Genomic DNA, 26,846 nt, shown 5'->3' with positions numbered 1-26,846 from the left:
CAGCAGGGAGAAGAAGACGCGGCGTCCCAGAGGGGCCGACATCTTCTGCTCATGGCCTGCGCTCATCATCAGCCAGAGGGCGTGAAACAGCTGACCTATGATGAGCAGCAGCATGAGTACCAGCACTATCTTGAGCAACATGTCGGGATCCTTCTTGATATGAGCGACTTGGCAACATGGAACAAGCAACGACCCTGGCATCACAGACGCTGGCTCGTGCTGTTGTTCACTCTGGTGGTGGCGGCCGGTTTGTGCAAGCTGGCGCTCTGGCAGTGGCAGCGCGGTGCGGAGAAGGTGGACTGGCTGGCGCGGATGGCGCAGATGCAGCAGGCCGGGCCAAGGACGTTGGCCCAGCTCGACTGGCAAAATCCCGGAGCGCTGGACGGCATGCCCCTGAGAGGGGAGGTCGAGTGGATATCCCCCCATGTCTGGTTGNNAGGCCATCCGGGTGGATGCCCTGGGACAGGCCATGGGTTCCCCCCTCGCAGACGCCGTGTTCTATCAGAAACGCACTCCCTTCCTCTATCACTATCAGCAGAACGTCATGCCCCCAGAAAAGCACAGGGCCTATGCGGTGCAATGGCTTGGGCTGGCGCTGGTGGTGCTGGTGGGGGGGCTGGTGCTGGCGAGGAGGTTTTCCCCATGACTCCATGGCGCAGATGGAGGGTACCGCTCCTTTTTGCCGCAGTGATCCTGCTACCGGTCTTGCTGGCGGCTCTGACGCTGAGGCAGGGCTGGTATGAGCCAGGCACCCGCAGCAAAGGGATCTGGATGCACCAGGAGATCTATCTGTTGCCCCCGCTCCCGTCCAGCCAGAGTCAGTGGCGACTGGTCTATCTGGTGGCCAGACCCTGCGAGGGGTTGTGCCGGCAGGTACCCGAGTTGATGGCACGGATCCAGAGCGCCCTGGGGCGCAATCTGGACAAGCTGGCGCTGGTGCAATTGCCCTCTCAGCGCGGGGCAAGCGACGAGGTCCGGGCTGGTGACATGTTGTTGGTGGACGCTCAGGGACTGGCCATCCTGCGCTACCGAGTGCCGGCCAGCACGGCGCAGTGGCCGTTGTTTGGCAAGGCGGTGCTGTCGGATCTGCAGCAACTGCTCAAGTATCAGCGAGGCGTGCAATGACGACGAGGCTGGTGTGGGATCACATGGCCCAGGCTGCGGCACGATCGGGTCGGCGTCAGCGAGGTGGTGTATGAAAATGCAGAAGAGATTGTCCTCGATCGCCATCGCGTTGGCGGTGCTGGTGGTCCTGCTCGGGGCCTATACCCGGCTGACGGATGCCGGACTGGCCTGCCCCGACTGGCCCGGTTGTTACGGCTCCCTGGCCGTCCCTCAATCTGGCCACATAGCGCGGGCGGCCCAGCTCTACCCGGATACGCCGCTGGAGCCCCACAAGGCGCGCAGCGAAATGGTGCACCGCTATTTCGCCGGTGTGCTGGGATGCGTGATTGCGGCCCTGTTCGTGCTGAGCTGGCGCGCTGGCGGCCGCCTACGCGGTATCTCGGGGGCCTTGCTGGTGCTGGTGGTTGGGCAGGCGGCGCTGGGCATGTGGACGGTGACGCTGGCGCTGCACCCTCTGGTGGTGACCACCCATCTGCTGGGTGGGTTCGCCATCCTGACCCTGCTCTGGCTCTATCGGGCCGAGCTTGCGCGCTCCCCCGCGAATGCGCCCGTCTGCCGCGGTCAGGGGCTGCCCTGGCTCGGCAATGCGGCCTGCGGCGTGCTGCTGCTGCAGATAGCGCTGGGAGGCTGGACGTCGGCGAACTATGCGGCCATGGCCTGCGTCGAGCTGCCGCTCTGCCAGGGGAGCTGGCAGGCGCAATTGAACTGGGAGGAGGCCTTTCATCTGCCGCTGGGTCATGCCAGCTATGAGTTCGGGGTGCTGAGCAAGGAGGCGCGCCAGACCATCCATATCGCCCATCGTCTGGGGGCCCTGGCCACGGCTTTGCTGGTGGGCAGTTTTGCCCTCGCCCTGATCCGCCAGGGCGNNCAGGGCGCTGCCCTGCGGTGGCTCGGCGGGCTCTTGCTGGTGCTGCTGCTAGTGCAGATTGCGCTGGGGCTGGCGAATGTCCACCTGGCCCTGCCGCTGGCCAACGCCCTCGCACACAACCTGGTGGCGGCGCACCTGCTGGTGTGCTGCGTGCTGGCCCGTGGGCGGCTCTCTATCCCCCGGCTTTCCCCCTTGCTGTCGCCCGAGGCGATCAGGAGTCAGACATGAACAGCCACTCCTTGGCACGCTTCATCGATCCCCGGCTGCTGCGGGATTATTACCAGCTGACCAAACCCAAGGTAGTGGCCTTGCTGTTGCTGACCGCCTGGGTCGGGATGCTGCTGGCCGAGCCGTCCCAAGCCTCCCTTGACGAGATGGTGCTGGGACTGACGGGGATAGGGCTGCTGGCGGCCGGGGCGGCGGCCANNTGGCGACCGGTCGCCACGGGGCGGATAGCGCCGAGGCAGGCGATGACCTTTGCGATCTTGCTGGCCTTGCTGGGGTTTGTCTTGCTCCATTGGGGGGTGAATCCCCTGACCGCCTGGCTGACCCTGGCCAGCCTGTTCGGTTATGCGGTCGTCTATACCCTGCTGCTGAAGCGGGCCACGCCCCAGAACATCGTCATCGGCGGGCTGGCGGGGGCCATGCCACCGCTGCTGGGATGGACCAGTATCACGGGGCAGCTCTCGGCCGAACCCTGGCTGCTGGTGATGATCATCTTCGCCTGGACGCCGCCCCACTTCTGGTCTCTGGCCATCCACAGACGCGACGAGTATGCCGGCGCCCATATTCCCATGTTGCCCGTCACTCACGGCATTGCGTTTACCAAGACGGCCATACTGCTCTATCTGCTGATCCTGACCCTGGTCTGCCTGCTGCCCTACCTGATCGGCATGTCGGGGCTGCTCTACCTGGTCGGCAGCCTGGGACTGAACCTCGTGTTCTGCTGGCATGGCTGGCTGCTGAAATATGGGGAGCGGCCCAGTCAGGCGATGCGCACCTTCCGTTTCTCCATCTATCACCTGATGCTGCTGTTTGGTCTGCTTATTCTGGATCACCACTGGTTGTGGCGGCTGTCGTAGGAGGTATCGGGTAGGGGATTGACGTTGTTGTTTGCGCATTCAGGCTGGCCCAGGGGCCAGCCTGAATCATGTTCAGAGCTTGAGCATGATGTGGCGCGGTACAGTGTAATCCTCCAGCGCGTAGAGGGAGAGATCCTTGCCGTAGCCGGACATCTTCATGCCGCCGTGGGGCATCTCGGAGGTGAGCATGAAATGGGTGTTGATCCAGGTGCAGCCGTACTGCAGGTGGCTGGCCACCTTGCTGGCGAGGCCGAGATCCCGTGTCCAGACCGAACTGGCGAGGCCGTAGTCCGAGTCGTTGGCCCACTGCACCACCTGCTCGGCGTCGCTGAAGCGGGTCACCGACACCACGGGGCCGAACACCTCCCGGCGCACGATCTCATCCTCCTGACGGGCGTGGGCGATCAGGGTCGGCTCGAAGAAGAAGCCGTTGCCGGCGCGGATCTTGCCGCCAGTGGTCACCTCCACGTGGCCGCTGCTCTGGGCTCGCTCCACGAAGCTGGCCACCCGGTTGCGCTGCCGGTCCGAGATGAGCGGCCCCATCTCCACCCCCTCCTCGCGCTGGCCCCCCACCTTGATGGAGGCCACTGCCTCGGTCATGGCGGCGACGAACTTGTCGTAGATCTTGCCCTGGGCATAGATGCGGCAGGCTGCGGTGCAATCCTGGCCGGCGTTGTAGAAGCCGAAGGTGCGAATGCCCGCCACCACGGCCTCCAGATCCGCGTCATCGAAGATGATGACCGGCGCCTTGCCCCCCAGCTCCAGGTGGGTGCGCTTCATGGTGCGGGCGGCGCTCTGCAGGATCTTCTGGCCGGTGGCGATGTCACCGGTCAGCGACACCATGCGCACCAGCGGGTGCTCTACCAGCGGCGCCCCCACGCTCTCGCCCCGGCCGCAGACGATGTTGATGACGCCGCGGGGGAAGAACTCGCTGGCGAGCTCCGCCAGGCGCAGGGCGGTGAGGGGGGTCTGCTCGGAGGGCTTGAGCACCACCGTATTGCCGGCGGCGAGCACGGGGGCCATCTTCCAGGCCGCCATCATCAACGGATAGTTCCAGGGGGCGATACTGCCCACCACTCCGATGGGGTCGCGGCGGATCATGCTGGTGTGCCCCTCGATATACTCCCCCGCCAGCGGCCCCTGCAGGCAGCGGGCGGCCCCGGCGAAGAAGCGGAAGCAGTCTACCACCGCCGGCAGCTCGTCATTGAGCACCGCCAGATAGGGTTTGCCGCAATTGAGGGATTCGAGGGCCGCGAACTCCTCGGCGTGGCGCTCGATGGCATCGGCCAGGCGCAGCAGCAGGGTACTGCGGCTTGCCGGGGTGGTGCGGCTCCACTGGGCGAAGGCGCGCTGGGCGCCGTTCACCGCCCGGTTCACCTGCTCGAACGAGGCTTCTGGCACCGAGGCGAGAAGCTCCCCGGTGGCCGGGTTGAGAATGGGCTCGGCCTGGCCGTCACCGGTGACGAACTGACCGTCGATCAAGAGTTGGGTTGAGAGTTTCATGGTTGCATCCTTGCGCACGCGTTGAGTCGTTATTTGCCACTGCCGGCGACGTCCTGGCCGTCGCGGGTGAGGTAGTAGGCAAGCAGAATGGGAATGGTGGTGAAGGCCACTATGATGAGCGCCACCACGTTGGTGACCGGCCTGTCCCGTGGCCGGATCAGCTCCTGATACATCCAGATCGGCAGCGTGGTCTGCTGGCCGGCGGTGAAGGTGGTGACGATCACCTCGTCAAAGCTCAGCGCAAACGCCAGCATGCCCCCCGCCAGCAGCGCGGTAGCGAGGTTGGGCAGGATGACGTAGCGCAGGGTCTGGAAGCCGTCGGCACCGAGATCCATCGACGCCTCGATGAGGCTCTGATTGGTGCGGCGAAAGCGCGCCAGGGCATTGTTGTAGACCACCACTACGCAGAAGGTGGCGTGACCGATGACGATGGTCCAGAAGCTGAAGGGGATCTCCATCACCCCGTAGGCGGAGCGCAGCGCGATGCCGGTGACGATGCCGGGCAGGGCGATGGGCAGCACCAGCAAGAGCGACACCACCTCCTGGCCGAAGAAGCGGCTGCGGGCGATGGCCCCCGCCGCCAGGGTGCCGAGCACCATGGCGGCCAGCGTCGCCAGTCCCGCTACCTCCAGCGACAGCTGGATGGCGCGCCACACGTCGGGGCGGTTGAGGGTCACCTCGAACCACTTGAGGGTGAGCCCGGGGGGCGGGAACTGATAGCTCTTGCTCTCGCTGGTGAAGGCGTAGAGGAAGATGAACAGGATCGGAAAGTGCAGGAACAGGAGGCCGCCGATGGCCGCGTACTTGAGCAGGCCGGAGGGCTGGCTGCCATGGTCCCGTTTCATGGGCTGATTAGAGCGCATCGAAAGCCCCCAGGCGTTTTGCTATCGCCAGATAGACGGCGATGATAAGGATCGGCACCAGCGAGAAGGCGGCGGCGAAGGGCAGGTTGCCCGCCGTTCCCTGCTGCATGTAGACCACCTGACCTATGTACATGGTCGAGTTGCCTATGATGCCGGGGATGATGTAGTCCCCCAGGGTCAGGGAGAAGGTGAAGATGGAGCCCGCCACCACCCCGGGCAGGGCCAGCGGCAGGATCAGGGTGCGAAAGGTCTGGGCCGGGGTGGCGCCGAGATCGCCGCTCGCCTCGAGCAATGAGCGCGGTATCCGCTCCACCGCCGCCTGGATGGGCAGGATCATGAAGGGCAGCCAGACGTAGACGAACACGATGAAGGTGCCGATGCGGGAGAACGATAGCGACGGCCCGCCGATCACCGGCAGCGAGAGGATGGCGTCCAACAGCCAGTCCAGCCCCAGGGTGTCAGCCAGCCAGCTGATGACCCCCTCCTTGGCCAGGATCAGCTTCCAGGCGTAGACCCGCACCAGATAGCTGGACCAGAGCGGCAGCATGATGCCGACGTAGAACAGGGCCCGGGTCTTGCCGCTGGTGTAGCGCGCCATGTAGTAGGCCACCGGAAAGCCGAGCAGGGCGCAGGCCAGGGTCACCAGCAGCGACATGCCGACCGTGCGCAGGATCACGTCCAGGTTCTCCGCCCTCAGCAGGGCGACGAAGTTCTGCAGCCCCAGCTCGTGGCGGATCTGGCCGCTGAACTCGTCCAGCCCGAAGAAGGCGTTGGAGAGCAGCATCAGCAGGGAGCCGACATAGATGATGCCGAGCCAGAGCAGGGGCGGCCCCAGCAGGATGGCCAGCAGCAGGCCGGAACGACCATAGAGCAGGGTGGAGAGGCGCCGCAGCGGCCTGACGCGAACGGAGTCGGTAGCGTGGCTCATGGCAAGGCTCGCAGTGTGAGGGGAGCTCATGGTTGAGCTCCCGGATGGGCGGCATGCAGGCGATGGATCGCCTGCTCCGGCCAGCTGAGGCTGACCCGGGCGCCACGGGGCAGGCGGGCCTGGCCCTCGTTGGGATGGTTGACGATAAGCTCGAGCTGCTCGCCGAGATCGACCCGGTAGCGCACGAAGGGGCCGAGGTACTCCACCTCGCGCACCTCCCCGGACCAGCCGGGCGTGCCAGCCTCGGCGAGGCGGATCCGCTCCGGGCGCACCATCATCTGGCGCTCATCGCCACACAGGCGCCTGGCCTGCTCCCCCTCGAACAGGTTGACGGTGCCGACGAAGCGGGCGACGAAGGGGGTGGCGGGGGCGTCGTAGATGGTATCCGGCGCGGCGATCTGCTCAATCTTGCCCTGATTGAAGATGCAGATGCGGTCGCTCATGGAGAGCGCCTCCTGCTGGTCGTGGGTGACGAAGATGAAGGTGATGCCGAGCTGGCGCTGCAAGGCTTTCAGTTCGAGCTGCATCTGCTCGCGCAGCTTGAGGTCGAGCGCCCCGAGCGGTTCGTCCAGCAGCAGGATGCGCGGCTGGTTGATCAGCGCCCGGGCGATGGCGATGCGCTGGCGCTGGCCGCCGGAGAGCTGGCCCGGCTTGCGGTTGCCGACGCCGGGCAGGCGCACCAGTTCCAGCATCTCGTCCACCTTGCGGTAGCGCTCCGCCTTGGCGACGCCCTTGAGCATCAGGCCGTAGCCGATGTTGTCGCGCACATCCATGTTGGGAAACAGGGCATAGTCCTGAAACACGGTATTGAGGTTGCGATCGTAGGGGGGCACGGTGGAACAGGGCTCGCCGAACAGTCGGATCTCCCCCTCGCTCGGGTATTCGAAGCCCGCGATCATCCGCAGGCAGGTGGTCTTGCCGGAACCGCTCGGCCCCAGCAGGGTGAAGAACTCGCCGGCGGGGATCTGGAAGGAGATGTCGTCAACCGCGGCCACCTCGCCATAGTGGCGGCTGACCCGGTCAAATTGTACGGCTGTCATGATACGTCCTTGTCTATGGGAAGCGGGCCGGACTCCTGTCCGGCCCAGTGGTTACAGCATTGCCTGGATCAGCGGCCACCCAGGATGGCGATATAGTCCGAGACCCAGCGATAGTAGGGGACGCAGGTTCCCTGGCTCTTGCATTGGGAGACGGGGGTGCGCCAGAAGTGCACCTTGTCGAAGTTGTCGATGCCGTTGGTCTTGCACCCCTCTTTCCCCAGCAGGGCGTTGCCCTCGCAGGCGGCCGGCACCACGGGCACGGAGCCGAACCAGGAGGCGAGATCCCCCTGCAGCTTGTTGTTGAGGGAGTGCTCCAGCCACTTATAGGCACAGGTCAGGTTCTTGGCCTCGCTGTGCACCATGCTGGTGTCGGCCCAGCCGGTGACGCCTTCCTTGGGCACTGTGGTAGCGATGGGCTGCTTGTCGGCGATCAGGGTATTGGCCTGGAAGGGCCAGGAGCCGGAGGCCACGACCCCCTCGTTCTTGAAGTCGTCGATCTGGACGAAGGCATCGTGCCAGTAGCGACCTACCAGCTGGCGCTGCTTGCGCAACAGGTCGAGGGAGGCCTTGTATTGATCCTCGTTCAGCTCGTAGGGATCCTTGATGCCGAGCGCCGGCTGGTGGGTCATCAGATAGAGGGCGGCATCGGCGATGTGGATGGGGCCGTCGAACGCCTGCACCCGCCCCTTGTTGGACTTGCCGTCCGGCAGGGTCTGCTCCTCGAACACCACGCTCCAGGAGTCGGGCGCCTTGGGGAACACCTTGGTGTTGTACATCAATATGTTGCCGCCCCACTGGTAGGGCACGCCGTAATGCTTGCCGTCCACCGTGTGCCAAGGGGCCTTCTGCAAGCGGGGGTCTATCTTGTTGTAGCTCGGGATGAGCGCCAGGTTCAGCGCCTGCACCTTGCCGCCGGCGATGAGGCGCAGGCTGGCGTCGCCGGAGGCGGTCACCAGATCGAAGCCCCCCTCGTTCATCAGCGCCACCATCTCGTCCGAGGTGGCGGCCGTCTTGACGTTGACCTTGCAGCCGGTCTCCTTCTCGAAGCCGGTCACCCAGTCGTAGTTCTTGTCGGTCTCGCCGCGCTCCACATAGCCGGCCCAGGCCACTATGTTGAGCTGGCCTTCACCCTTGCCGAGGGAGGTGGGGGCGGCCTGGGTCTGGCCTGCCAGCAGGGCGGGGATCAGGGCCAGGGTGAGGGGGGTCAGTTTCATCTTGCTCTCCTTGCTGGGGCGGGCACGGTTGTGATGCCACGCTGACAATTAACATCCTGTTAACCAGCTATGAGCGTAGGAGAAGCAATGAGCAATGAGAATTTCAATTTTTAACGCCATAGGTATCTTAAAAATTGATATCGAGTGCAGATGAATCTGAGTTTCTGCAAGAGACCCCGTGACGGAGCAGGAGGCTCCACTCAGCGGGGAAGGTGCTGGCGGGCCCGCAGCCGGCTTTGATCCCTGGCGATGTCGATGAACTCGCGGGCGGTCCAGTCCAGCCGCGAGCCGCGCCGCCACACCAGGCCGATGTCGATGGCGGGGATGGGCTCCTTGATGGCGCGGGCCTCGACCCGTTCCTGCTCCAGGGACCAGGGGCGGTAGGCAAAATCCGGCAGCAGGGCGAGCCCGAGCTGGCTAGCCACCAGGCTGCGGACCGCTTCCACCGAGGCGGTACGCAGCACGATGCGTGGCGCGATGCCGTAGCGGCGCAGGCCGCCGCCGATGATCTGATCCAGCTGGTCGGCGGTCAGCGAGATCATGGGCTCTTCGCCGAGCGCCTTGAGGGAGAGGGTCGACTCGGCGCAGAGCGGGTGGTTGGCGGCGAGCCAGACCCGCAGCGGCGAGCGGGTCAGCAGTTCGGTATCGAACGCCTCCTGGCGGATGGTGCGGTTGGTCATCAGGATCCCCACGTCCACCTCGCCGTTGACGATCTGGTGCTCGAGATAGGGCTGCTCGTCCTCCTTCACCTCGATCTGCACCGCCGGGAAGGCGCGGCGAAAGCGGCCGAGTGCCTCCGACAGGTAGTAGCCGGCCACCAGCGTGGTCACGCCTATGGTGAGCCGCCCCTGATCCTGCTGGGCCACCGCCTTGAGGGACTGGCCGGCTTCGGTCATGGCGCCGAGGATGCGACGGGCGTGCAGCAGAAACTGGTGACCCTGGGTGGTGAGGCTGACGCCGCGCGGATTGCGCTCGAACAGGGCGGCGCCGAGCTCGGTCTCCAGCTCGCGGATGGCGCTGGTGACCGCCGACTGGGATATGTGCAGCTCGGCGGCGGCGCGGCTGACCGAGAAGCTGTCGGCCACGGCCACGAAATAGCGGATCTGGCGAAAGGTGAAGTTCATCTGGGCGTCCTGCCGCGTGCGATCAAGGTGACTGCCAGCTTAACCTCGAATCGCGCCCAGACAAAAGGCGCCGTGCTGGCGCCTTTTGTCATGGTTTTTCCGGCGGTTAGCGGGAGTTGGCCGCCTCGATCACCGGCACCCGGTTCACCGCCTTGCCCAGATAGGCGAGGGTGATGGTCACTATGATGCAGGTGAAGCTGAGCCACATGTAGGGCAGGTAGTCGAGGGTGGCCACCCCCAGCACCCCGGCCATGAAGATGCCGTTGTCGCTCCAGGGCACCATGCCGCAGGTGAGGGTGCCGCCAAACTCGGCGTTGCGGGAGAGGTTCTTGCGCGCCAGCCCCAGCCGGTCGTAGTTCTTGGCCATGATCTTGGGGGTCAGGATCAGCGACACATACATGGCGGAGCCGAACACGTTGGCCAGGAAGGCGGTGCCAATGGTGTGGCTGGTCAGGCTGCCGGCGCTGTTGATGCGCTTCTCGAAGGCGCTGGCGATGACGGAGAGAATGCCGACCTTCTCCAGCAGGCCGCCAAACCCCAGACCGAAGATGATGACGGCCACGGATCCCAGCATGGACTCCATGCCGCCACGGCCCAGGATGTTGTCGATGAAGTCGACCCCGGAGACGATGGGGAAGGGGCTGTAGGCGGCGTGCATCGCCTTGACCGGATCCATGCCCTGGAACAGGATGGCCCAGACAAGGCCCAGCAGGGCACCGAAGCTGATCACCGGGAAGGCGGGCTTGCGGTTGGCCAAGAGGCCCAGCACCAGGATCACCGGCACTATGGCCAGCGGGGTGATGTTGAACTGCTTGTCGAGGGCCTCCATCACCAGGTTGACCTGCTCCAGGCTGACGTTGCCGGAGTACTGCATGCCGACCACGGTGAACAGGGCGGCGGTGATGACGTAGGAGAAGAGGCTGATGGGCAGCATCCCCTTGATGTGTTCCACCACGTCGACGTTGGACATGGTCGACGCCAGCACCACTGAGTCGGAGAGGGGGGAAAGCTTGTCACCGAAGTAGACGCCGGAGAGCACGGCCCCCGCCACCAGAGGTGCCGGGACCCCCAGACTGTGGCCTATCCCCATCATGGCGATGCCGGCGGTAGCGGCAGAGCCCCAGGAGGTGCCGGTGGCCAGGGAGGTGAGGGAGCAGATGATCAGGGTCGCCAGCAGGAAGATGGACGGGTGTATCACCTTGAGGCCGAAGTAGATGATGCTGGGGACTATGCCGCCGGCAATCCAGGTGCCGACCAGTGCCCCGACGGAGACCAGTATCAGGATGGCCCCCATCCCCTTGGCGACGCCGTCGACGGCCGCCTGCTCCAGGGACTTGTAATCATGGCCGAGCCGGATGCCGAGCCCCATGATGACGAACCAGGCGATGAACAGTGCCAGCTGGATTGGCAGGTCGAGCACGCTGGTGAAGGAGAAGGCCAGAGCCAGGAAGATGGCTAGGCAGGCAAACACCTGTGACATGCCCGGCAATCGGATGTGGTTTTGTTGGTTTTGCATAGACGCTCCCTAAATTCTTGCTCGCCAAGGTCAGTCCCTCTCGTCCTGCGGATACGCGTATCCCGAGGGGCTCACCAAAAGAGGGCGCAATCTACCATAAAGATGAGGTGTAAAATCCCCACTCATTCGGCAAAACCGCTTTAAAATTTTAAAATCCCACAAAATAGTTGATCCAATCGGCATTTTTCACTGTTCATTCGATGCCGTTTGAAAGCCGGAAACCCATAGGCAAGTTCGATTGCAGATGGCAACATCAAAGATGATAATGGTTATCATTAATATCTTTTCGGGCCATTGCCAATGAACTGGATAGTACGTGCTCTACTCTTGGCCGCTCTTCTGGCTGTCTTGGTCTGGGGTCAGGACAAGGCGTACGGCCTGTGGAGCCTGGGTTTCTTGCTGGCGGCCTGGATCATGCTAGAGCCCAGGCTGAGGCCGGCGCTGATCCTGCTGCCGGTCGCGGGCATGACGGGGGTCGTCACCCTGCTCTGGCAACAGAGCTGGCTGTAGGGTTAGCGGGCGGGTACGGCCTGGATCTTGTCATGGGCCAGTCGCAGGGAGGCGATGACCTTCTGCTCCATGTCGGCGCGCTCGGCATCGGTGGTGAAGTAGATCATGTCGACGTCGTGGCGAATGTAGTGGGAGGGGAGCTGGTTGAGGGTCAGGCAGCAGAGATCGGCCAGTTGGTGGGGAGTCAGTGTCTGGCTCAGCCCCTGTTTTTCTATCTCCTTGAGCACCAGATGCTCATAGAAATTGTGAATGTCGGTATCCAGGATCATGGGAAAGCCCCTGTGGTGGCATGACGTCTTCAACAGCATAGCCATGGCAGGGACAAAAACAAAAGGCCCGTCACTGTCGTGACGGGCCTTTTGCAGAAGGAATGGTGCGAAGAGAGGGACTCGAACCCTCACATCCGTGGGACACTAACACCTGAAGCTAGCGCGTCTACCAATTCCGCCACCTTCGCACACTGATTTTCTCCAGCTGGTTTTTAAATGCGGTTGGAGCGCATTCTCTGTGTTTTACATGCCAGAAGCATGGTGCGAAGAGAGGGACTCGAACCCTCACACCCGGGGGGCACTAACACCTGAAGCTAGCGCGTCTACCAATTCCGCCACCTTCGCACATCGGGTTATCAGTCTGGATTTACATGCTGTCCGATAAGAGCATGGCGCAGTATGGTGCGAAGAGAGGGACTCGAACCCTCACATCCGTGGGACACTAACACCTGAAGCTAGCGCGTCTACCAATTCCGCCACCTTCGCATCACTGCGGTGGGGGATTCTATAGAGTTTTGGGGGGGCGTCAACAGCCAAAGGGGACTTTTTTCGCTGTTGACCGGTAAAGCCGCATCAAGGGCACAAAACTTCAGCAATCGGAGTCAGGTCCCGGCCAGGGCATCGCGATACATCTGCTCGTACAGGGGGACAGAGCCGGCCCAGTCGAAGCGGGTGTTCATGGCGTTGTGCTGGATTCGGGCGAAACGTTCTGGTTCTTGCAGGTAATGGATCAGGCTGCGGCGCATGGCGTCGAGCAGGGTGCTGGCGGTGGGATCGTTGAAGCAGAAGCCGGTCGCATGCTCGGGGTCGGCATCCCAGTCCACCACGGTATCCTTCAGGCCACCGACCGCCCGCACCAGGGGCAGGGTGCCATAGGCCAGGCTGTACATCTGGTTGAGGCCGCAGGGTTCGAACAGGGAAGGCATCAGGAAGAAGTCGGCGCCAGCCTCCACCAGGTGGGCCAGGCGGTCGTCATAGGCGTTGATAAAGACAAATTTCTCGGGATGTTGCTGGGCGATGCTTTGCAACTGGGCGGCGAGGGAGGGGTCGCCGGATCCCACTATCACCACCTGCACCCTATGCTGCAGGAACTTGTCCAGGGCCGGGATGAGCAGGTGTACGCCCTTCTGCTCCGTCAGACGACACACCATGCCGTAGATGGGCAGGCTGCCGACGGGTAGCCCCGTCTCCTGCTGCAGGGCCCGTTTGCAGACATGCTTGCCGGCCAGGTTGTCGGCGTCATAGGTGGCGGGCAGCAGGGGATCGAAGGCGGGATCCCAGTCCTGGTAGTCGCAGCCGTTGAGGATGCCCCTCAGGTCGGCCGCGCGCTGCTGGAACACGCTCGCCATGCCGTGGGCCCCCAGGTGGGTCAGCAGCTCGCTGGCGTAGTTGGGGCTGACCGCATTGATCTTGTCTGCATAGAGCACGCCACACTTGAGCAGGTTGACGTGGCCGTAGTCGTAGTTGATGCGCCGTTCGTAGTCGGCGATCTCGGGCACGGCCCAGAACTGCTGGCGATCGAACACCCCTTGGAAGGCGGCGTTGTGGATGCTGATGACGGATCGGGTGCGCTGGAAGAAGGGGTTATGGGCGTGCCGGGTCTTCAGCAGCAGCGGCAGCAGGCCGGTGTGCCAGTCGTTGCAGTGGGCAATGTCGGGGGCAAAGCCCAGCTGCTCGCAGGCGTGCAGGGCCGCCGCCGCCAGGAAGGCGAAGCGCTCGCCGTTGTCGGGATAGGCCTGATTGTTCTCGGCATAGAGCTGAGGGCGTTCGAAATACTGGGGGCAATCGAGCAGGTAGACGCAGATCCCGTCCAGTTCCAACTGATGGATGCGATAACCGATATCGCTCCGATCCTGCGGCGTGGGCAGCCAGCGCGAGGCGAGGAGTTTGGCCTCGTCCCGGCGCTTGAGGGTCTTGTAGAAGGGCAGGATGATGCGCACATCGTGGCCCGCCCGGGCAAGATGCTGCGGCAGGGCCTTGGCGACATCCGCCAGGCCCCCGGTCTTCACCAGCCCCTCAACCTCCGAGGCTACAAACAGGATTTTCAGTGGGTTAATAGCCAACTCTTGCTCCCTTAGGTACCACGACGATACCGCCTTCGGACACGGTAAACCGCTCTCTGTCATGGTCCAGATTCTCACCGATCACGGTGCCGGGTGCAATTTCAACGTTTTTGTCGATGATGGCGCGGCGAATGGAGCAGCCCTCGCCGATTTTCACGTCACCGAGCAGCACGGATTCGCTGATGTGGCTGCAGGGGCCTATGTTGCAGCGGAAACCCAGGATGGAGCGCTGGATCTGGCTGCCCTGAATGAAGCAGCCGCCGGAGATCAGGGAGTTGGCGATCTTGACCTTGCAGTCGTCGGTGTCGATGAAGGTGGCGGGGGGCAGGGGCGGGTAGTGGGTGTGCAGCGGCCACTTGCGGTTGTAGAGGGAGAAGGGGGCGTCGTCGGCCACCAGGTCCATGTGCGCCTGCCAATAGGCGTCCAGCGTTCCCACGTCGCGCCAGTAGACGTTGGGTTTCTCCCCCGGGATCACGTTGGTGCTGTAGTCGTAGACATAGACGGGGGCACGGGGGAACAGGCTGGGAATGATGTCCTTGCCGAAGTCGTGGCTGGAGTTCTCCTCGGCGGCATCCCGCTTGAGCTCGCGATAGAGCGCCTCGGTCTCGAAGATGTAGTTGCCCATGGAGACCAAGGCCTGGGTGGGATCGCCGGGAATGTGCTTCGGGTGCCTGGGCTTTTCTTCAAAGCCGATCATCCGCCCTTCCTGATCCACCTCGATCACCCCGAAGGCGCTTGCCTCCTCGATGGGCATGCGCAGGGCCGCGACCGTCAGGGCGGCCGCCTTCTGCTTGTGGAAGCTCACCATCTGGCTCACGTCCATTTTGTAGATGTGGTCGGAGCCGAAGATGCAGACGTGCTCGGGGTCGGAGATCTCGATGAAGCGCAGGTTCTGGTAGATGGCGTCGGCGGTGCCGTCATACCAGCGCTTGCCCATTCGCATCTGGGCCGGGATGGGGTCGATGAAGCGGTCGGTGATGCCGACGATGTTCCAGCCCTTCTTCATGTGCAGATAGAGGGACTGGGACTTGAACTGGGTGAGCACGTAGATGCGCAGGAAGTCGGCGTTGACGAAGTTGTTGAGGACGAAGTCGATCAGGCGATAGCTGCCGCCAAAGGGAACCGAGGGTTTGCTGCGGGTGGTGGTCAGTGGCTGGAGACGGGTTCCTTCACCGCCGGCCAGTATCATGGTGAGTATGCCTGCCATCGTATTTCTCTCCCTGAATTCATGCCTTGAAAAGGTTTTCATACTGTTGCGAAAAAAACACCCCAAAAGGGGTGGTAAACGTTTTCTTGGTACCTTAGCAGATCCCGTCTGGCACTCTCTACTTGTTTTATTACAACCGTTGCACTTATTTAGGCTTTGCTCAGATACACCTTGAATTTGGCATCACCCGCGATCACCTCGGTCTGTTTGAAGTGCGCATCCAGTATAGGCTGGTATCGCAGGAAGGCGTTGGCGACTATGGTCAGGTCGCCATCCCGGGTCAGGAATGCGGGGGCCTTTGCCAGGAAGGTTTCGGTGGCGGCGTAGAAGGTCTTGAGCCCGGCGTGGAAGGGGGGATTGGAGACGATATGTTGGAATGTTTCGGCAATATCGGAGTAAACGTCGGAGGCATGGACCCGGCCGTTCAGGCCATTGACCGCCAGGGTGCGGCGACTGGATTCCAGCGCCAGGGCGTTGATGTCCACCATGGTGACGGCCAGGGCCGGATTGCGCTTGGCCAGCACGGAGCCGATGACCCCGGCGCCGCAACCGAAGTCCAGCAGTTTGCCCTGCATGGGGGGCAGGCTCGCCAGCAGCATCTGGCTACCGAGATCCAGGCCGTCGGCGCTGAAGACCCCGGGTAGAGCCATGACGGTCAGCCCGGTGTCGCCGGCCCGGCACTCGTAGCGGCTGAACCAGGCGTCCAGCTCGAAGGGGGCTACCGGCTTGCTCAGTTCACAGTGATAGAGGGAGCAGCGGCGCGCCGAGTCCCGCTTGACCGGCGGCTCGCCATAGGGGGCCAGCAGCTTGTCGGCACCGTTGATGCCGCCGCGGTTCTCGCCGGCCAGGAACAGCTCGGCTCCGCTTTCGAGCAGCGGCGTCATCATGGCCAGCAGGTATTGCGCCTCGGCCTTGGCCTTGGGCATCAGCAGCAGCAGGGCATTGAAGCGGGGGGCGCCGCCGAGCTGGTGGTCGAACAGAATGGCATCCCCCAGCGCGGCCTGCTGGCTGCGGTAATAGCAGTAATCCGTGGTAAAGACAGTGAGCGAGTGGGCCAGTTCGGCCAGTTGGCGGGGGTAATCGTCCTCCAGGGCGCCGCACACCAGGAGCCGCTTGCCGACAAAGAGGGCTTGGTTACGTTCCAGCATCTGGCTGACGGCACTGTTTTTCTGGCTGATGGCTCCGGCAGGGCGGCTCATTGGGTCTCTCCACGCATTTTTGGGCGGCCATTATACATGGCCGCTTTCGCCTTGACATTTATGCCGTGTTCCCGAAATATGCCCAGACGCCTTATTTACCCGGGGACGATGCAATGCGGTCATGCGTATCGAAACGAAAGCACAAACACAGCCTGACATTCGGGCCTGCTGGCGTGCGCGCGTAACCTCTCATCCCTGAGACGATTCAAGCCCCGGTAGCGACCCCCGTACCGGGGCTTTTTATTGACCATTTCATCTGTGTAGGAGAAGGAAATCCCATGTTTCAAGGTTCGATAGTCGCCCTGATCACCCCATTCCGACAGGGCCAGCTGGACGAGGCCGCACTGACTCGCTTGGTGGAGTGGCACATAGCGCAGGGGACCCATGGCATAGTGCCGGTCGGCACCACGGGGGAGAGCCCGACCCTGACCCACGACGAGCACTGCCGGGTGGTGGAGCTGGTGGTCAAGCTGGTGGCAGGGCGCATTCCCGTCATCGCAGGGGCCGGGTCCAACAACCCGGTCGAGGCCATCGAGTACACCCGCTACGCCGAGCAGGCCGGGGCGGATGCCACCCTGCACGTGGCGGGTTACTACAACCGCCCGAATCAGGAGGGGCTCTACCACCACTTCAAGGCGGTGCATGATGCCACCACCAAGCCCATCATCGTCTACAACATCCCGCCGCGGGCCATCGTCGACGTGCAGCCGGCGACCCTGGCGCGCCTGGCCGAACTGCCGCGCATCGCCGGGGTGAAGGACGCCACCGGCGATCTGGCCCGCCCCTGGGTTGAGCGCCAGCTCATCAAGAAGCCGTTCGCCTGGCTCTCCGGCGAAGATGCCACCGCCGTGGCTTACAACATAGGTGGCGGCCAGGGCTGCATCTCGGTGACCGCCAACGTGGCCCCCAAGCTGGTGGCCGAGGTGCAGAACCTGACCCTGGCCGGCGAGTGGCAGGCCGCCCGGGAGCTGCAGGACAAGCTGATCCCGCTGCACCAGGCCATGTTCGCCGAGCCGAGCCCGGCGGGCGCCAAGTACGCAGTCTCCCTGCTCGGGTTCTGCAGCGAAGAGTGCCGTCTGCCGGTGATGCCGTTGTCGGAAGCTACCCGCGAGCGGATCCGCGCCGCCATGCAGGCATTGGATCTGTTGTAAAAACTGGGCTCTGGATCTCGCTTTTGATCGCCCGGTCAATGAATGACCGGGCTTTGTCGATATACTCGCTTGGATACAATCAAGGATGAGTCGGCATGGAAGAATGGGATCCCGAGCACTTCACCAGTTTTGAACACCTCTGCGAAGTGACGCTGTCTGCGGTCAGAGAAAAGACCGAGGCCGAACAGATCTATCTGTGGTTGCGAGCACCGACGCCCCAGCTCTATCACTATCGTCCCGAGCAAGGGCTGCTCTGCCTGAACGCCGACCTCCTTGGCTCCCTCGAGCTACCCATGCTCTTCATCGAACGTTCCCTCGAACTCGGCCAGTTGCTGGTGGAACCGATCGCGCCGACCCATGCCATCTGGGAGAGCGTCGAGCCGGAGATACCACGCCTGCGCGCCTGCTTCCCCCTCAAGCGTCACAAGGGGCTGGAGGCCGTGGTCTATCTGGAGACCCGGCGTCGCCTCGATCGCCTGCCCAGGCGCCAGCAACAGAGCATCCAGCTGCTGATGCACTACCTCGCCGCCGAGCTGGAGAGCCGGCGACTCGCGGGCCAGGTGGATCTGGAGCGGGATCAGCGGCTCCATACCCAGGCCGATCTCGTGCGCAGCCAGGCCCTGCAGGACTCCTTCCTCAGCATGTTGCAGGCGTTGCACCAGGTGGGCGTCAAGCTCGCCCGCTGCGACAGCGAGGATCGCCTGCTGCACGACGCCGTGGCGCTGGCCCGCCAGGACCTGCAATTCGACCGTGTCGCCATCTTCCTGACGGATGGCGACGTCAAGACCATGCACGGCACCTGGGGCACCAACGAGGCGGGGGAGCTTATCGACGAGCGCCACTTCATCAGCCCCATACCGGATCACCCTATGGTGCAGGAGGCGCTGCGGCGCAAGGACTATGTGCTGGTGCTGGAAGACACGCCGCTCTACTACGAGAAGCAGGAGGTGGGGCGCGGCTGGAATGCCATGGTCTCCCTGTGGGACGGGAGCACACCCATGGGCTGGATCGCCGCCGACAACCTGCTCTGGCGCCGCCCGCTCAAGGCGTATCAGAGCGAGATCTTCAAGCAGTATGCGGCCATGCTCTCCCAACTGTTGATCCGCCAGCGCACCCAGTCGGCGCTCGAGCGCTTCAACCGCGAGCTGGAGCAACGGGTGCAGGAGCGGACCCGGCAGCTGGCCGACACCAATCGGGCGCTGGAAGAGGCCAATCGCCGCCTCTCCCTGCTGTCGCTGGAGGATCCCCTGACCGGGATCGCCAACCGCCGCCAGTGGGACATCACCATGGAGCGGGAGTGGGAGCGGGCGCGCCGCCATCAGGGGGTCTTGGCGGTGCTGATGATCGATGTGGACGAGTTCAAGTCCTACAACGATCACTTCGGCCACGGCAAGGGGGATCAGTGCCTGCAACGGGTCGCGGCCCTGCTACAGGAGACGGAGCGGCGGCGCACCAACCTGGTGGCCCGCTATGGTGGGGAGGAGTTCGTGATCCTGCTGTGCGCCCCGCAACCCGGGGAGGCTGAGCGGCTGGCGGAGCAGATCCATCAGGGGCTGGAAGCGTTGCAGATCCCCCATCCGGCCTCCCGGGTGGCACAGCGGCTCACGGTCAGCATCGGCTTCAGCTACCTCGTCCCTTCGGCGGACAAGGGGTGGCAAACCCTGACCGAGCAGGCGGATCAGGCGCTTTATCACGCCAAGTCCCAGGGGCGGGCCTGCACCCTGGCCTATCGCTGACACCTGCGTGGGGGCTGTCCGCTCGGCATCAGGCCCACGCCGCCCTGTATAAATGAGGTGGCAAGCGTTTCTCGCCATCCGGCGCATGGCGATGCGCCCCGGCTCTGGCTAGAATGGGGGCCCATTTTCACAGAGACAGACCCTGCACCATGACCCTATCCGGATTTCAAGGCCTGGTTTTCGACCTCGACGGCACCCTGGTGGACTCCATGCCGTTGCACCTGGCCGCCTGGGAGCACACCGCCCGCGAGTTTGGTTTTCGGTTCGATGCCGACTGGTTTTATGAACTGGGGGGCATGCCCAGCCGCAAGATAGCCCTGCTGGTGGCCGAGGTGCAGCAGATCGCGCTGGATCCCCTGGTGGTGACCCGCTGCAAGACGGAGCACTACGTCGCCAACCTGCACAAGGCGACCCCCTTCCCGGCCATGCTGGATCTGGTGGAACGCTATCACGGCCTGATCCCCATGGGGATAGGGACCGGTTCGCCCCGCGTCAATGCCGAGGCGGTGCTGCGCAATACCGGGCTGGATCGCTACTTCCCCGTGGTGGTCACCGCCGATGACGTCGAGCTGCACAAACCCCATCCGGATACCTTCCTGCTGGTGGCGCACCGTTTGGGGGTGGAGCCTGGCCAGTGCCTGGTGTTCGAGGATACGGGCATAGGGGCACAGGCCGGTGAGGCCGCAGGCATGCAGGTCTGCATGGTCAGAGAGGGAAAACCGGTCGGGTTGACTTACTGAGCCGGGTGTATCGGTCGGGAGCGTCTAAGCCAAAGAGAAGACCCACTCTCATACGGGACAGGCAAAACATGAGAGTGGGGATCGGCAGGTGTCACCGGCTGACGCAGCAACACCCTCGGGGTGAGGGAAGGGCGAGCCTTACTGCTCGCTGCTGCCACCCTGATTGTCGTCGTAACGGCCAGGTGCGCCGTGGGGACGCGGAGCCATGGAGACGCGCGGCTTGCGGGCGCGCTGGATGCTGACGGCGGGACGACCCGAGTGCATGGCGATGGTGGAGATCTTCGCCTTGTAAACCAGCTGCTGGTTGCCGTGGGCGTCGGTCAGCAGCACGCTGTACTGGTCGAAGCCGCTGATGGTCCCCTCCAGTTTGATGCCGCTCACCAGGAAGATGGCGACCTGGCTGCGGTTCTTGCGCAGCCAGTTGAGGGCAGAATCTTGCCCGTTCCCGAGGGAGAAGGCCTGCTCAATGGTGGAGTAGCTGGGGGATTCAGTTGTCATAAATTATTGTCCCGCGGAAAAAAAGTGGCGTTTGATTGTGCTAAATGGCCACTGCCTTGTCAAAGTCATTCTCACCCCCTGCCCGGATGGTGCAACGACAGGGCTGGTGGGCACGGGCCGCTGCTGCGATAATTGGCGGCTCTGGCCCCGTGGCGGGCCTCATGCTGGGGTCTTATCTTGCATCCGGTTTCACACCAACATCCAACCATCTATACCCATGACGCGACGGCATGCGAAGAGTGTGATCTGCTGGTGCCGGCGACACCGCTTGCTGTGGGGGAGGCGAGCGACTGTCCCCGCTGCGGCCATGTCCTGAGCCGGCACCTGCCGGAGCAGGAGCGCAAGCCCATCGCCTATGGTTTCGCCGCCCTGATCATGTTTGCGTTCTCCAACGTCTTCACCTTCATGTCGTTTTCTTCCCACGGGGTGGGGCAGGAGATGACCTTCCTGCAGTGCATCACCACCCTGGTGGATCAGGGCTACCTGTTTCTGGGGGCCGTGCTGAGTCTGACCCTGATCGGCCTGCCGCTGGTCTATATCGGCTCCATCATGCTGGTGCTGTGGCGCCTCGACAAGGATCTGCACAGCAATGCCCTGCGCTCCCTCGGCCGCCTGCTGTGCCGGATCAAGCCCTGGCTGATGGTGGATGTCTTCCTCATCGGGGTGCTCATCTCCCTGGTCAAGCTGATGGGCATGGCCGACATCAAGATGGGGCTTTCGTTCTGGGCCTTCGTCGGCTACACCCTGCTGCTCATCAAGATGATCTCCTCCCTGGATCGGATGTGGCTGTGGCAGCGGCTGTTCGGGCCGACCGCCGCCAGAGAGGTGGATCCCGAGACCAGCGCCCTGTCCTGCGGGCTGGTGGGCTGCCACATCTGCGGTGCCCTGAACGAGGGGGATGCCCACAGCTGCGCACGCTGCGGCGATCATCTGCACAGCCGCAAGCCGGGCGGCCTGAACCGCACCTGGGCACTGCTCATCACCTCGGTGATCCTCTATGTTCCCGCCAACCTCTATCCCATCATGGACACCGTGTTCCTGGGGGATGACAGCCCCTCGACCATCATGGGGGGCGTGGTGCTGCTGTGGGCCATGGGCTCCTACCCCATCGCCGCCGTCATCTTCTTCGCCAGCGTGGTGGTCCCCCTGGTGAAGATACTGGCGCTGCTGTGGCTCTGCTACGTGGTGCAGCGCGGCCAGGGGGCCTCGCCGCTGCGCAAGCTCAAGCTCTATCGCATGACCGAATTTGTGGGGCGCTGGTCGATGATCGACGTCTTCGTGGTGGCCATACTGGCCGGCCTCATCCGGCTGGACAATCTGATGACCATCTATCCTGGCCCCGCGGCCGTCGCTTTTGCCGGGGTCGTGCTGATCACCATGGTGGCCGCCATGAGTTTCGATTCCCGCCTGATCTGGGATTTACAACAAGGAGAACGCGAACGTGAGTGAGCGTAAGACGAGGTGGAAACCGGGCTCTGATTTCATGAGCTCGGCCGCCGCTATCTGGATGGTGCCGCTGCTGGCGCTGTTCATCGGAGCCTGGATGCTGTTCCAGCACTGGTATTCCCAGGGCCCCAGCTTCACCCTGACCGTGGCCACCGCCGAGGGCATAGTCGCGGGCAAGACGGTGATCCGCTCCCGGGAGGTGGAGGTGGGTCGCATCGAGACGGTGGAGCTCAGCGAAGACTACAGCCACGCGGTGCTCAAGGCGCGGTTGACCAATGCCGCCGCCGGCATGCTCAAGAAGGACAGCCAGTTCTGGGTGGTCAAGCCCAGGGTCGGGCGGGAGGGCGTCTCGGGTCTTGGCACTTTGCTCTCCGGGGCCTATATCGAGCTATCTCCCGGCAAGAAAGGCCGGGCCCGCAGCGAATACGCCATGCTGGACAGACCGCCCCTGGCTTCCCTGGATGCCAAGGGGCTGCGGCTCTCCCTGTCCAGTCGCGACGCGAATGCGCTGGGGGTGGGGTCTCCCATCAGCTACCAGGGGTTCACCATAGGCCAGGTGGAGGAAGCCAACTTCCTGCCCGAGAAGAGCGAGATGGAGTACAAGCTCTTCATCAACGCCCCCTACGACATCCTGGTGAGCAGCAACTCCCGCTTCTGGCTGACTCCGGGCTTCGAGGTCTCCATGAGCAGCGAGGGGATGAAGGTCAAGATGGATTCGCTCGAGAGCCTGATCAACGGCGGCATCACCATGGGGCTGCCCCCAGGCTGGCTGCCGGGTGAACCGGTCAAGCAGAACGAGGAGTTTGTGCTGTTCAAGGATGAGGCGAGCGTGCTGGCCGGTAGCCTGGATCAGTTCATCGAATACGTCTTCCTGTTCGAGGACAGCGTGGGTGGCTTGCACCCAGGGGCGGCGGTGGAATATCGCGGCATCCGGGTCGGTACCGTCATCTCGGCGCCCTACCCCATTGATGACAAAGCCGCGCAGATGTTCCAGAGCCGGCAGATCCCGGTGCTGGCGCGCATCGAGGTGCAGCGAATTTCCCATCGCTACGCCAATGCGGAAAAAGAGCAATGGAGAACTCTCTTTGGCAAGCAGTTCAAGGAGGGGCTGAGGGCCAGCCTCAAGACCTCCAGCCTGCTGACCGGGGGCAAGGTGGTGGATCTGAACTTCTATCCGGATGCCCCCGCCTATCACCCCATCAAGCTGGCGGGCTACCAGGTCTTCCCGACCGTGCAGGCGGGGCTGGATCAGATCGAGCGCAAGGTGAATCAGATCCTCGACAAGTTTGTCGACATGGATATGGCGACCACCCTCACACAAGTCAACAGCACCCTGGCGACCCTGGACAAGACACTCAGGCACATCAGGGCTGTGAGCGCGAATCTGGAGCAGTTCACCGGTCAGCCATCGACCCAGCAACTGCCTGCGTCCCTCAACCAGAGCCTCAAGCAGTTGCAGGAGACGCTGCAGACCTATGATGCCGGCTCCCAGACCAATCAGGAGCTGCGTCAGTCTGTACAGTCCCTCAACCAGCTGATGAGCGAGTTGCAACCCCTGGTGCATTCGTTGAACGAGCAGCCGAGTTCGCTGATCTTCGATCGCTCCCGCCCCAGGGATCCTGAGCCCAAGCGAGGAACACAATGAAAAAACGGATGATGGCCCTGGCCTGGCTGGGCCTGCTGGCGGGGTGCAGCGCCGCCCCGACGCTGCACTACTATTCCCTCGATGCCGACAGTCCGCAGCCGGCCGGCGTCATGGCGCAGCCGCAGCACCAGCTGGTGCTGCGGCCCGTGGCCCTCTCCGGCCAGCTCGACCGGATGAGCCTGGTCTACCAGCTGGAAGGCAATGAGCTGCACTTCGCCGAGTACCATCGCTGGGCGGGCTCCCTCGATGCCCAGTTGAACCAGCTGACCCTCAACGGCCTCTCCAGCCGCTTGCCGGGCTGGGTGGTGCGTCAGGACGGGGCCCGCAAGGGGCCTGTGCTGACCATCTCGGTCGAGCACTTCCAGGGACGGCACGATGGCCGGGCCCTGCTGAACGGCCGCTGGCGCCTGCTGACGGAGGAGGGGGTCGTGCTGCGGGACGTGCCCTTCCAGCAGGAGCACGTCCTGCCGGCCGATGGCTATGGGGCCCTGGTCGACGCGCTGGGACAGGGCTGGCAGCAACTGCTGGACCAGATTGCGGCGGAAGTGCGCAAGACCAGCTGAGAAGTTGGCATGAAAAACGGGAGGCCTTGGCCTCCCGTCTTGTCATGGGCTGTAGAGCCGACGAGGTTACTGCTGTACCTCGGAGACCCCTTGTACCTTGACCTCTACCCGGCGATCCGGGGCCAGGCAGACGATCAGCTCACGCTTGGACTTGCTGGTGCAGCTGTCGCCCGTGACGGGGGAGTTCTTGCCCTGCCCCTCCACATTGACCTTGCCGGCAGGCAGCCCCTTGCCAATCAGGTAATCGGCAACGGTCTGGGCGCGCTGCTCGGAGAGCTTCTGGTTGTAGGCATCGGAACCGATGCGGTCGGTATAGCCGATGACGGTGGCCGAGCCATCCTTGGGTCTGGCTTCCTCGATCTGGCTGTAGAGGGTATCCAGTGCCTGGCCGGCTTCCGGCTTGAGGGTGGCCTTGTTGAAGTCAAACAGCACGTCCGAACTCAGGGTGAACTGCTTGTCGACCACCACGGGCTCGGGGGCCGGAGCCGGGGCGGGGGCCGGCACGACTGGGGCGACCTGGCCGAAGCGATAGACGGCGGCCAGGGAGAGCAGGCCGTTGTCCATGCGCAGACCGGTATCTTCCCGGCTGCCGTACGGGGTGCTGTACTGGTATTCGAGGCGGGCTGCCCAGTCCAGATTCAGGGCATATTCTGCGCCCAACGCACCGACGAAGACAGCGCGGCTGTCGTTGTCCAGCTCATCGCTGCTGGTCCAGCCGTAACCGCCACCGAGGCGACCGTAGAGATCCAGATTGTCCGCCACCGGGAAGCCGAGCTTCAGGGTCAGCTGGGCCAGTTGGGCCTCGACAGAGTCATTGAAGGCCGCGGCATTGCGGGTACCGCTGTACTTGAGCTTGCCCAGGTAGTCGTAACCGAGTTCGATCCCCAGGTTCTGGTTGATCTGGTAACCGGCGAAGGCGCCGGCACCGACTTCGTCGTCGTCTTTGTCGGTGGTGGCGATGGTGTTGCTCTCATCGACACCGTAGAAGTTGGACCAACCCAGTTTGGCACCGCCATACCAGGTGTTGTCTTGTCCGGCAGCCTGGGCATTGGCCGCAAGCAGGCCTGAAACCAGCAAGGTAATCAGTGTTTTGTTCATAGATGCCTCTGCAATCTTGTTGGTGGGGAGGACGGATCCGTGTCGCCTCGCCTCATGGGTTGGGCCAGCGTTCAGCCACAACATGTTTAAACGTAGCTCGTTTTCTTTTATCTACAAGCAACTGATATAAAACATATTGTGATAACTATGCCCATCATAGGGGAGTCCGGGGAGAGAGGGGGTAGTATGAATCCGAATTGTGACGGGTGTCATATGGGGTGTTCATTAAACACTCGATGAAGGGATCAAAACAGGCCGACGGACGTCGGCCTGCTGCATAAGAGGAGCATCACCGGGCGATGAACTCGTACTCCTGCTCGATGAAGGCGGCGGCCCGCTCGCTCAGGGCGGCGTGCACCACTGTGGTGGGGTGGACCTGGTCCCAGAACATCTTGCCCTCGCAGTTCAGCTCACCCGCACTGCGGCGCGCCATGGGGGAGGCAACGGCCTGGGCCAGCAGGGGGTTGCCGGCGATGGCGAGGCGCTCCTGCGCGCTGAAGGGGGCCAGTCGGCTGTCGGTGGTGGCGCTGCGGGAAGAGAATGGTTTCCACACGTAGCCGCCGCCATAGCAGGCGTTCTCGGTGTCGCTCAGGCCGAAGTTCTGCGGCTCGCGCAGCATCTCGGCGAACTGCTTGTCGATCTCGAACAGCTTCACCATGCCGGTGGGCGCCAGCTGGCGAGCCAGGTTCAGCAACAGCTGGTTGTGGTAGGCCGAGACATGGCTGGCCGCCTCCACCACCTTCTGGCTGCGGGCCGAGGGGTTCTGGCCGAGATCCGGCAGGTTGAACAGCAGTATCTGCTTGGCGCCACCCAGCACCATGCGGTTGGCCGCGTCACTGATGGCGTCGCGCACTCGCCTGGCATCCTGCTCGGTGTTCCAGCCATAGGCCAGGTAGTCGTTGGCGCCGACCCAGAGGATCACCAGATCGTCCGGCTTGAAGCTGTCCTTCTCTAGGAACTGGGTGATCTCGTAGTCCAGGTTGTTGATCACCTGGTACTTGGGATTCCAGGAGATCTTGTTGTAGGCCACGGCGGTGGCTCCCCCTTCCGCCTCGTTGGCGATGGTCAGCCCGGGAAACTGCTGGGTCAGCTGCTCCAGCCAGACGGGGCCGTTGGAGAAGCGGCCCTGGTAATAGGGCGGGCTGGAGGGGAGGTAACCCCGCATCTTGCCGTACATCTTGCCGGTATCGGAGAGGCTGTCGCCGAACATCACGATGCGGGAGAAGGGGGGGCGTGTCTCGGTGGCCTGGGCCGTCAGCGCGACTAGCCCCAATAAACACAGAAGCCATTTGTTCATCTGGGTATTCTCATGGGTTGAAGGCAGGCGAGGCCTGCGGGCTGTTCCTCGATGGCCGCGGGCTGGGAACCCGCTTGGCCAGGCAGGAAGCTATCCATTCGAATACATGTTTGCAGCCGCTTCGGGCCATTAAAGCGATTGCGGTCACATCGCCCCCCCTG

27 protein-coding genes and 3 tRNA genes are annotated in these 26,846 nt (G+C 63.4%); 11 read left to right on the top strand and 19 right to left on the bottom strand.

Annotation, left to right across the window (positions count from 1 at the left end; translation table 11 throughout):
- Both BN1132_RS19395 and BN1132_RS20240 read right to left on the bottom strand, forming a co-directional pair.
- On the bottom strand, positions 1-141 hold a 141-nt coding region (locus tag BN1132_RS19395), incomplete at its 3' end, for a DUF2909 family protein (RefSeq protein ID WP_084202624.1).
- A gap of 59 nt (positions 142-200) precedes the next feature.
- A complete protein-coding gene (locus BN1132_RS20240) occupies positions 201-389 on the bottom strand; it encodes a hypothetical protein (RefSeq protein WP_244462918.1) in 189 nt (62 codons plus the stop codon).
- A gap of 35 nt (positions 390-424) precedes the next feature.
- Between BN1132_RS20240 and BN1132_RS20450 the strand changes: the two genes are divergently transcribed.
- The 4 genes from BN1132_RS20450 (at position 425) to cyoE (ending at position 3,075) form a co-directional block, all read left to right on the top strand.
- Complete coding sequence (locus tag BN1132_RS20450) at positions 425-646, top strand: SURF1 family cytochrome oxidase biogenesis protein (RefSeq protein WP_042075984.1); 222 nt, start codon at positions 425-427, stop codon at positions 644-646.
- A 125-nt stretch (positions 647-771) separates the two neighbouring features.
- Positions 772-1,125 carry a hypothetical protein gene (locus tag BN1132_RS06150; RefSeq protein WP_244462917.1) on the top strand — a complete coding sequence of 118 codons (354 nt, stop codon included), beginning with the start codon at positions 772-774 and terminating at the stop codon, positions 1,123-1,125.
- Between the two features lie 70 nt (positions 1,126-1,195).
- On the top strand, positions 1,196-2,221 hold the full coding sequence (locus BN1132_RS06145; RefSeq protein WP_042075980.1) for a COX15/CtaA family protein: 1,026 nt from the start codon (positions 1,196-1,198) through the stop codon (positions 2,219-2,221).
- Positions 2,218-3,075, top strand: coding sequence for a heme o synthase (gene cyoE / locus BN1132_RS06140; RefSeq protein WP_042075978.1), 858 nt, complete (start codon positions 2,218-2,220; stop codon positions 3,073-3,075). The genes BN1132_RS06145 and cyoE overlap by 4 nt, the downstream gene beginning before the upstream one ends.
- A 72-nt stretch (positions 3,076-3,147) precedes the next feature.
- On the opposite strand, the gene BN1132_RS06135 is transcribed toward cyoE, so the two are convergent.
- The 7 genes from BN1132_RS06135 to nhaC all read right to left on the bottom strand — a co-directional run bounded on the left by BN1132_RS06135 (position 3,148) and on the right by nhaC (position 11,263).
- Positions 3,148-4,578, bottom strand: a complete 1,431-nt coding sequence (locus tag BN1132_RS06135) for a gamma-aminobutyraldehyde dehydrogenase (protein ID WP_042075976.1) — start codon at positions 4,576-4,578, stop codon at positions 3,148-3,150.
- Positions 4,579-4,607: 29 nt separating this feature from the next.
- Positions 4,608-5,423, bottom strand: coding sequence for an ABC transporter permease (locus BN1132_RS06130; protein WP_019840685.1), 816 nt, complete (start codon positions 5,421-5,423; stop codon positions 4,608-4,610).
- A gap of 7 nt (positions 5,424-5,430) precedes the next feature.
- Positions 5,431-6,399 carry an ABC transporter permease gene (locus BN1132_RS06125; protein WP_042075974.1) on the bottom strand — a complete coding sequence of 323 codons (969 nt, stop codon included), beginning with the start codon at positions 6,397-6,399 and terminating at the stop codon, positions 5,431-5,433.
- Entirely contained in the window at positions 6,396-7,409 is a 1,014-nt protein-coding gene (locus BN1132_RS06120) for an ABC transporter ATP-binding protein (protein ID WP_042075973.1), read from the bottom strand. The genes BN1132_RS06125 and BN1132_RS06120 overlap by 4 nt, the downstream gene beginning before the upstream one ends.
- Positions 7,410-7,477: 68 nt before the next feature.
- A complete protein-coding gene (locus BN1132_RS06115; protein ID WP_042075971.1) occupies positions 7,478-8,623 on the bottom strand; it encodes an ABC transporter substrate-binding protein in 1,146 nt (381 codons plus the stop codon).
- Between the two features lie 200 nt (positions 8,624-8,823).
- Positions 8,824-9,747, bottom strand: coding sequence for a LysR family transcriptional regulator (locus BN1132_RS06110; protein WP_042075969.1), 924 nt, complete (start codon positions 9,745-9,747; stop codon positions 8,824-8,826).
- Positions 9,748-9,853: 106 nt separating this feature from the next.
- Positions 9,854-11,263, bottom strand: a complete 1,410-nt coding sequence (nhaC, locus tag BN1132_RS06105) for a Na+/H+ antiporter NhaC (RefSeq protein ID WP_042075968.1) — start codon at positions 11,261-11,263, stop codon at positions 9,854-9,856.
- A gap of 300 nt (positions 11,264-11,563) precedes the next feature.
- Between nhaC and BN1132_RS06100 the strand changes: the two genes are divergently transcribed.
- Complete coding sequence (locus BN1132_RS06100) at positions 11,564-11,773, top strand: hypothetical protein (RefSeq protein ID WP_042075989.1); 210 nt, start codon at positions 11,564-11,566, stop codon at positions 11,771-11,773.
- Positions 11,774-11,775: 2 nt separating this feature from the next.
- On the opposite strand, the gene BN1132_RS06095 is transcribed toward BN1132_RS06100, so the two are convergent.
- The 7 genes from BN1132_RS06095 to rsmC form a co-directional block, all read right to left on the bottom strand.
- The gene (locus BN1132_RS06095) at positions 11,776-12,042 is read right to left on the bottom strand and encodes a late competence development ComFB family protein (RefSeq protein ID WP_042075966.1); all 267 of its coding nucleotides are present in this window, start codon (positions 12,040-12,042) and stop codon (positions 11,776-11,778) included.
- 102 nt (positions 12,043-12,144) lie between these two features.
- A tRNA-Leu gene (locus BN1132_RS06090) sits at positions 12,145-12,230 on the bottom strand.
- Positions 12,231-12,301: 71 nt separating this feature from the next.
- Positions 12,302-12,387 (bottom strand) — tRNA-Leu (locus BN1132_RS06085).
- A 55-nt stretch (positions 12,388-12,442) separates the two neighbouring features.
- Positions 12,443-12,528, bottom strand: a tRNA-Leu gene (locus BN1132_RS06080).
- Between the two features lie 116 nt (positions 12,529-12,644).
- On the bottom strand, positions 12,645-14,105 hold the full coding sequence (glgA, locus tag BN1132_RS06075; protein WP_042075964.1) for a glycogen synthase GlgA: 1,461 nt from the start codon (positions 14,103-14,105) through the stop codon (positions 12,645-12,647).
- Positions 14,095-15,354: a glucose-1-phosphate adenylyltransferase gene (gene glgC, locus BN1132_RS06070; protein WP_084202623.1), complete on the bottom strand. Its 1,260-nt coding sequence runs from the start codon at positions 15,352-15,354 to the stop codon at positions 14,095-14,097. Before glgC ends, glgA begins: the two co-directional genes overlap by 11 nt.
- A gap of 107 nt (positions 15,355-15,461) precedes the next feature.
- The gene (gene rsmC / locus BN1132_RS06065) at positions 15,462-16,490 is read right to left on the bottom strand and encodes a 16S rRNA (guanine(1207)-N(2))-methyltransferase RsmC (RefSeq protein WP_042075986.1); all 1,029 of its coding nucleotides are present in this window, start codon (positions 16,488-16,490) and stop codon (positions 15,462-15,464) included.
- 299 nt (positions 16,491-16,789) lie between these two features.
- On the opposite strand from rsmC, the gene dapA reads away from it, so the two are divergent.
- The 3 genes from dapA to BN1132_RS06050 all read left to right on the top strand — a co-directional run bounded on the left by dapA (position 16,790) and on the right by BN1132_RS06050 (position 20,138).
- Positions 16,790-17,662 (top strand): 4-hydroxy-tetrahydrodipicolinate synthase, encoded by an 873-nt coding sequence (gene dapA, locus BN1132_RS06060; protein ID WP_042075960.1) that lies wholly within the window; start codon positions 16,790-16,792, stop codon positions 17,660-17,662.
- 95 nt (positions 17,663-17,757) lie between these two features.
- The gene (locus tag BN1132_RS06055; RefSeq protein ID WP_042075958.1) at positions 17,758-19,398 is read left to right on the top strand and encodes a GGDEF domain-containing protein; all 1,641 of its coding nucleotides are present in this window, start codon (positions 17,758-17,760) and stop codon (positions 19,396-19,398) included.
- Positions 19,399-19,547: 149 nt separating this feature from the next.
- On the top strand, positions 19,548-20,138 hold the full coding sequence (locus BN1132_RS06050; protein WP_042075955.1) for an HAD family hydrolase: 591 nt from the start codon (positions 19,548-19,550) through the stop codon (positions 20,136-20,138).
- Positions 20,139-20,276: 138 nt separating this feature from the next.
- Here BN1132_RS06050 and hfq read toward each other — a convergent pair whose 3' ends face one another.
- Positions 20,277-20,636: an RNA chaperone Hfq gene (gene hfq, locus BN1132_RS06045; RefSeq protein ID WP_033128946.1), complete on the bottom strand. Its 360-nt coding sequence runs from the start codon at positions 20,634-20,636 to the stop codon at positions 20,277-20,279.
- A 177-nt stretch (positions 20,637-20,813) separates the two neighbouring features.
- On the opposite strand from hfq, the gene BN1132_RS06040 reads away from it, so the two are divergent.
- The 3 genes from BN1132_RS06040 to BN1132_RS06030 are packed head-to-tail and all read left to right on the top strand — an operon-like array spanning position 20,814 to position 24,290.
- A complete protein-coding gene (locus BN1132_RS06040) occupies positions 20,814-22,085 on the top strand; it encodes a paraquat-inducible protein A (RefSeq protein WP_042075953.1) in 1,272 nt (423 codons plus the stop codon).
- On the top strand, positions 22,078-23,727 hold the full coding sequence (pqiB, locus tag BN1132_RS06035) for an intermembrane transport protein PqiB (RefSeq protein ID WP_042075951.1): 1,650 nt from the start codon (positions 22,078-22,080) through the stop codon (positions 23,725-23,727). The genes BN1132_RS06040 and pqiB overlap by 8 nt, the downstream gene beginning before the upstream one ends.
- On the top strand, positions 23,724-24,290 hold the full coding sequence (locus tag BN1132_RS06030; RefSeq protein WP_042075949.1) for a PqiC family protein: 567 nt from the start codon (positions 23,724-23,726) through the stop codon (positions 24,288-24,290). Before pqiB ends, BN1132_RS06030 begins: the two co-directional genes overlap by 4 nt.
- Before the next feature lie 66 nt (positions 24,291-24,356).
- On the opposite strand, the gene ompA is transcribed toward BN1132_RS06030, so the two are convergent.
- Together ompA and BN1132_RS06020 are read right to left on the bottom strand one after the other, a co-directional pair.
- On the bottom strand, positions 24,357-25,388 hold the full coding sequence (gene ompA / locus BN1132_RS06025; protein WP_042075948.1) for a porin OmpA: 1,032 nt from the start codon (positions 25,386-25,388) through the stop codon (positions 24,357-24,359).
- A 289-nt stretch (positions 25,389-25,677) separates the two neighbouring features.
- On the bottom strand, positions 25,678-26,685 hold the full coding sequence (locus tag BN1132_RS06020) for an SGNH/GDSL hydrolase family protein (protein WP_042075946.1): 1,008 nt from the start codon (positions 26,683-26,685) through the stop codon (positions 25,678-25,680).
- Between the last annotated feature and the right edge of the window lie 161 nt (positions 26,686-26,846).

Origin of the sequence: Aeromonas sanarellii, from assembly GCF_000820085.1 — a bacterium.
Lineage (GTDB): Bacteria > Pseudomonadota > Gammaproteobacteria > Enterobacterales > Aeromonadaceae > Aeromonas > Aeromonas sanarellii.
The sequence above is the reverse complement of the archived record's forward strand: the minus strand, read 5'-3'. Positions and strand labels throughout refer to the sequence as shown.

What these genes read in the sequence shown, in the direction of transcription:
- BN1132_RS06135 (WP_042075976.1), bottom strand. Translation starts at nt 4,578, where the DNA reads ATGAAACTCTCAACCCAACTCTTGATCGACGGTCAGTTCGTCACCGGT.
- BN1132_RS06055 (WP_042075958.1), top strand. Translation starts at nt 17,758, where the DNA reads ATGGAAGAATGGGATCCCGAGCACTTCACCAGTTTTGAACACCTCTGC.
- BN1132_RS06125 (WP_042075974.1), bottom strand. Translation starts at nt 6,399, where the DNA reads ATGAGCTCCCCTCACACTGCGAGCCTTGCCATGAGCCACGCTACCGAC.
- BN1132_RS06095 (WP_042075966.1), bottom strand. Translation starts at nt 12,042, where the DNA reads ATGATCCTGGATACCGACATTCACAATTTCTATGAGCATCTGGTGCTC.
- hfq (WP_033128946.1), bottom strand. Translation starts at nt 20,636, where the DNA reads ATGACAACTGAATCCCCCAGCTACTCCACCATTGAGCAGGCCTTCTCC.
- BN1132_RS06130 (WP_019840685.1), bottom strand. Translation starts at nt 5,423, where the DNA reads ATGAAACGGGACCATGGCAGCCAGCCCTCCGGCCTGCTCAAGTACGCG.
- BN1132_RS06030 (WP_042075949.1), top strand. Translation starts at nt 23,724, where the DNA reads ATGAAAAAACGGATGATGGCCCTGGCCTGGCTGGGCCTGCTGGCGGGG.
- BN1132_RS06120 (WP_042075973.1), bottom strand. Translation starts at nt 7,409, where the DNA reads ATGACAGCCGTACAATTTGACCGGGTCAGCCGCCACTATGGCGAGGTG.
- BN1132_RS06115 (WP_042075971.1), bottom strand. Translation starts at nt 8,623, where the DNA reads ATGAAACTGACCCCCCTCACCCTGGCCCTGATCCCCGCCCTGCTGGCA.
- glgC (WP_084202623.1), bottom strand. Translation starts at nt 15,354, where the DNA reads ATGAAAACCTTTTCAAGGCATGAATTCAGGGAGAGAAATACGATGGCA.
- ompA (WP_042075948.1), bottom strand. Translation starts at nt 25,388, where the DNA reads ATGAACAAAACACTGATTACCTTGCTGGTTTCAGGCCTGCTTGCGGCC.
- BN1132_RS06150 (WP_244462917.1), top strand. Translation starts at nt 772, where the DNA reads ATGCACCAGGAGATCTATCTGTTGCCCCCGCTCCCGTCCAGCCAGAGT.
- BN1132_RS06020 (WP_042075946.1), bottom strand. Translation starts at nt 26,685, where the DNA reads ATGAACAAATGGCTTCTGTGTTTATTGGGGCTAGTCGCGCTGACGGCC.
- nhaC (WP_042075968.1), bottom strand. Translation starts at nt 11,263, where the DNA reads ATGCAAAACCAACAAAACCACATCCGATTGCCGGGCATGTCACAGGTG.
- BN1132_RS06110 (WP_042075969.1), bottom strand. Translation starts at nt 9,747, where the DNA reads ATGAACTTCACCTTTCGCCAGATCCGCTATTTCGTGGCCGTGGCCGAC.
- dapA (WP_042075960.1), top strand. Translation starts at nt 16,790, where the DNA reads ATGTTTCAAGGTTCGATAGTCGCCCTGATCACCCCATTCCGACAGGGC.
- BN1132_RS06100 (WP_042075989.1), top strand. Translation starts at nt 11,564, where the DNA reads ATGAACTGGATAGTACGTGCTCTACTCTTGGCCGCTCTTCTGGCTGTC.
- BN1132_RS06050 (WP_042075955.1), top strand. Translation starts at nt 19,548, where the DNA reads ATGACCCTATCCGGATTTCAAGGCCTGGTTTTCGACCTCGACGGCACC.
- BN1132_RS20240 (WP_244462918.1), bottom strand. Translation starts at nt 389, where the DNA reads ATGCCGTCCAGCGCTCCGGGATTTTGCCAGTCGAGCTGGGCCAACGTC.